This is a genomic window from Endozoicomonas sp. YOMI1 (genome assembly GCF_024606345.1).
In the GTDB taxonomy this organism is placed as follows: domain Bacteria; phylum Pseudomonadota; class Gammaproteobacteria; order Pseudomonadales; family Endozoicomonadaceae; genus Endozoicomonas.
Genome location: NZ_JAHHPM010000391.1, coordinates 1 through 3,150, shown reverse-complemented (window position 1 = coordinate 3,150; position 3,150 = coordinate 1). Strand labels below are relative to the sequence as shown.

5 protein-coding genes are annotated in these 3,150 nt (G+C 50.9%); all 5 read left to right on the top strand.

Annotated elements, in window-relative coordinates; genetic code table 11:
- Positions 1-463, top strand: a 463-nt coding sequence (locus KDK15_RS14015; protein WP_257296010.1) for a hypothetical protein, incomplete at its 5' end; no start/stop codon positions are given.
- Between the two features lie 38 nt (positions 464-501).
- Entirely contained in the window at positions 502-873 is a 372-nt protein-coding gene (locus tag KDK15_RS14010; protein ID WP_257296009.1) for a head decoration protein, read from the top strand.
- Positions 874-937: 64 nt separating this feature from the next.
- Positions 938-1,927: a major capsid protein gene (locus tag KDK15_RS14005; protein ID WP_257296008.1), complete on the top strand. Its 990-nt coding sequence runs from the start codon at positions 938-940 to the stop codon at positions 1,925-1,927.
- A 24-nt stretch (positions 1,928-1,951) separates the two neighbouring features.
- The gene (locus KDK15_RS14000) at positions 1,952-2,245 is read left to right on the top strand and encodes a hypothetical protein (protein ID WP_257296007.1); all 294 of its coding nucleotides are present in this window, start codon (positions 1,952-1,954) and stop codon (positions 2,243-2,245) included.
- Positions 2,235-2,828 (top strand): hypothetical protein, encoded by a 594-nt coding sequence (locus tag KDK15_RS13995; RefSeq protein ID WP_257296006.1) that lies wholly within the window; start codon positions 2,235-2,237, stop codon positions 2,826-2,828. The genes KDK15_RS14000 and KDK15_RS13995 overlap by 11 nt, the downstream gene beginning before the upstream one ends.
- Positions 2,829-3,150 lie beyond the last annotated feature (322 nt).

The window sequence follows — 3,150 nt, the reverse complement described above, 5'->3', positions numbered from 1 at the left end:
TGCCCGCTTTGATCTCTCCATGTTCCGTAATACACCGGATGGCTATGGACGTATCAAGCAAGTTAAAAACCAGGCAGAGCCAACTCCGCCACAGAATCAGACGGTGGCATCGCAACCTCAAGTTGATTCTGTGGCTATTGCTGATCTTTGTCGTCAGGCTGGTTATGCGGAAAAAACCCCTGCAATTCTTAAAGCGGCACTGTCGGAAGCTGAGGTCAAGGTTCGACTTGCCAGCTATGACCAGATTAAGAACCTTTGCCAAACAGCAGGCTTCCCGGATAAGGCAGCGGATTTTATAAAAGACGACTGCTCGGTATCCGAGGTGCAAAACAGTCTCCTGGCATTACTGACCTCTGAAGATGAACCCATCAACAATGCCCTGACGCCCAAACAGCAAGGCCTGAAACCCACCACTTCTGCCATAGATACCCAGGCAATTTACAGTCGGCGTAATCGCGCTTAACCCCTGTCTAATATCCTCCAACCAAAAGGACTTTACCCATGAGCGTAAAAACGGAATCGGTCTATACCGGTGAATTTCTGGTGTCTGAAGGCAATAACAGCATCAGCCGTGAGCAGGTGCCATTGGCTGCGAACCTGACGATGGAGCCTGGCACCGTGATCGGCAAAGAATCGGCTACCGGAGCATTCAAGCCCCTTGATCCAGGTGCTTCTGATGGCACTGAAACCGCAGCAGGTATTCTCTACGCTAGCAAGGTGACTGATGCCTCTGGTGGTGACGGTGTGATTATCGCCCGTCTGGCAGAAGTGGTGGACAGTTTGCTGATCTGGCCTGCCGGAATCACCGATGAGCAAAAGGCGACTGCTGTAGATCAACTGGCTCGGCTGGATATTGTCCTGCGCAGTGAATAACCCTTCCTGATTTTTACCTCTGTAACCCATTCTTAACAAACTTCCGTTATCAAGGAGCGATAACATGCTGGATATTTTTAATGACGATGCGTTCAGCCTTACCAGCCTGACCGCCACCATCAATGAGATGGACTACAAGCCTGGTCGTCTTGGGCAACTGGGCCTCTTTCAGGAGAGCGGCATCAATACAACAACCGTCGTGGTAGAGAGCATTAACGGAGAACTCCGCTTGTTGCCCTCTACCGAGCGTGGCGCACCCGCCACCCAAGCCATTGGCGATAAACGTCAGTTACGCAGCTTTGTGGTACCCCATATTCCCCATGACAGCACCATTCTTGCAGCAGAAGTGCAGAATGTCCGTCAGTTTGGCAGTGAAGATGCCATGCAGGGAGTACAGGCTGTCGTGAACCAGCGGTTGCAAAAGATGAATGCCAACCATGAGGTGACGCTGGAATTTCTGCGCATGGGTGCCCTCAAGGGTGAAATCCTGGATGGCGATGGCAGCACCATACTCTACAACCTGTTTGATGAGTTCGGTGTTACTCAGCAAACCCATGACTTCAAGTTCAGCAGCACGACCACTGACGTTCGTGCCCAGGGCGTCAAAGCCCGTCGCCTGGTGGATGATGCGCTCGGTGCATTGCCTTACAGCGGTCTCCATGCGTTTTGTGGCTCCGACTTCTTTGATGGGCTGGTTGGCCACAAGTTAGTAAAAGAAGCCTACCAGCGTTGGCAGGACGGTGAAGCATTGCGCGTCGATCCCAAGGGCCGGTTCCGTTTTGCGGATATTGATTGGGAAGAGTACCGGGGCTCAGTAGGTGGCAATGACTTTGTTGCCGCCAATGAGGCTTATCTCTACCCGACTGGGGCGGATATCTTTAAGACCTGGTTTGCGCCGGCAGATTTTGTGGAAACGGTGAATACCATTGGCCTGCCTCGCTATGCCAAGCAGAAGGTGATGGATTTTGAGAAGGGTGTGATTGTTCATACCCAGTCGAATCCACTGCCAATCAACTTACGACCACGGACAGTGATCAAACTGTCCATGAGCTAACCCAAAAGCAAGGAGGCTGCTCAAATGGATGAAGCCTTCAAAGTGATGGATCACACCATACTTTCAACCTTCGGGCAGTCGGTTTTACTGACGTTTTCGGATCAGTCATCGCTGGAAACCCTGGGAATCATCAATAAAGAACTGGTGGCACTTGGCATGTATGAGGCTGTCCAGGGTGAAGTCACCGTTCTCTCTGTGGATAGTGCTATCCGGCTGAAGCCTGGCGATACCGTGTTGGCCAATGGTCAGGTTTATGAAGTCGACCGAAAACTGAAAGACGATGGCTACTTAGCCAAATGGAATATCTATGCTCATTGAACAGGAAGTCAGCGGTGATATCGAAGAACTCACCGCCCTGTTCAAACAGTCCCCGGAAAAAGCCGAGCAAGCCATTCAGAGAGCCCTGTCCAAACTGAGCCGTTGGGCTGAACGACAAGTACTGCGTGATATGTCCCGACGAATGAAGGTTTCACAAAAACGGCTGAAGGAGCTGAACCGGATCAAGGTAAGGCTTAATAAAAGCTACGGCAGAAAAGAGCGTTACCTGACCATCTGGGTTGGTATTAATGAAGTGGGTGTCCATCGTCTGGGTAACCCAAGACAAACCCGCCGAGGTGACCGGGTAGGCAGCCACAGTTTTTGGGAAAACAGTTTTTTGATGCAGCCGGTCAATGCTTCCCGGGAACTGATCTTTGAGCGAAAGGATAACTGGCAACACCGTTACCAACAGTCCAAACGCTCAGGCAGGTGGATGTGGATGGGCTTGCCGCTGGAAAAGAAAACCGTCCGGATCGATAGGGAAGCTGAAACCTCACTGGCAAAAATCAGCCCTCTACTGGTAAACCGGTTTACTGAACTGCTCCATCAAGAACTCAATTATGCCTTCAACATCGAATCCTGAACGACAGATTATTGAAAAGCTGATTACCCATCTGAAGCAGGTTTCTGCAAACACGCTCCTTGGCTATTCAGCCACCGGACAGGAATAGGATTTAGACCTTCCAGCCATCCTGGTGCAGCTGGAATCCATTAATGAAGAACAACGCCAGGGCCAAGGGCAAAGTACCGGATGACGTTCAATATCAGTGCCGTGGCCAAAACCAATAAAGACACCACTTACACGCTGTTGGACTTAACCCGCTCCATTCGGGAGTTATTTACTACCGGTCAACGCTTCACCCCGGAAGCCCGACATATCAGCTTCAGTGAAACCCAGTTCGATA